The 1,068-nt window shown below is 61.1% G+C and carries 1 pseudogene; it reads left to right on the top strand.

Annotation, left to right across the window (positions count from 1 at the left end):
• Positions 1-260 precede the first annotated feature (260 nt).
• Positions 261-1,068, top strand: a pseudogene (locus ACFWF3_RS36960) (Fe-S oxidoreductase); the annotation flags it as partial.

Here is a 1,068-nt window from a genome sequence, read left to right as displayed (position 1 = left end):
ACCTTAGCTTCGCCGCAGTTCACGGACGGTTTACGGTGTTCAACAGTCGCTACGGGAACCCCGTAGCAAACATTTTTGTGATATTGCTCACAGGCAAACCACAGGTCAAGTCCCAGTAAACAAGGTCAGACGGCAAATGCCGATCCTACGGTGGACAGCGGTAGTTACTGGCCGGTAACTTAGTGGCGGTTACGATACGAGCAACCGGGTGAGGTCTCCTCGCTCAGACCCTCGTGTTGCCTCGAAAGAAAGGTCGCGACATGAATGCCCTGACTATCACGTTGGGCACGATTGGAGCTGTGCTCAGCCTGTTCTGTTGGGCGTCGTTTATCGGCGGCGCATGGAACATCGGCAAGGCCATCACCATCGGCCAGACGGCCCCCGATCGTTGGCGACCGTTCTTCCCACGGTTCAAGAACATGTTCGTCGAGGTCGCGGCCCACACGCGGATGAACAAGTTCCGCACGGTCGGCTGGGCGCACTGGCTGGTGATGACCGGCTTCATCCTCGGCGCGATCCTGTGGTTCGAAGCCTACGGCCAGACCTTCGACGGCTCGTTCCACTGGCCGATCATCGGCAACTGGGCGATCTACCACCTGGTCGACGAGATCCTCGGCATCGGCACCGTGGTCGGCATCGGCGCGCTGATCATCATCCGTCAGCTGAACCACCCGCGGATTCCCGCGCGCCTGTCGCGGTTCAGCGGCTCCAAGATGGCGCCCGCCTATGTCATCGAGACGATCGTCTTGATGGAGGGCCTCGGCATGATCTTCGTCAAGGCCGGCAAGATCGCCACCTACGGCCACGGCCACGCCTCGACCGACTTCTTCACCATGCAGATCGCCAAGCTGCTGCCCGCGAGCCCGACCATGGTGTCGATCTTCGCGTTCATCAAGCTGATGTCGGGCATGGCCTTCCTCTACCTGGTCGGCCGCAACATCACCTGGGGCGTCGCCTGGCACCGGTTCTCGGCCTTCTTCAACATCTACTTCAAGCGCGAGGCCGACGGCAGCGTCGCCCTCGGCGCGGCCGCGCCGATGATCTCCAACGGCAAGGTTCTCGACATGG

The organism is Nocardia sp. NPDC060220 (genome assembly GCF_042727815.1).
Lineage (GTDB): Bacteria > Actinomycetota > Actinomycetes > Mycobacteriales > Mycobacteriaceae > Nocardia.
Note: the sequence above shows the minus strand (reverse complement) of the source record. Positions and strands in the feature narration are given on the sequence as shown.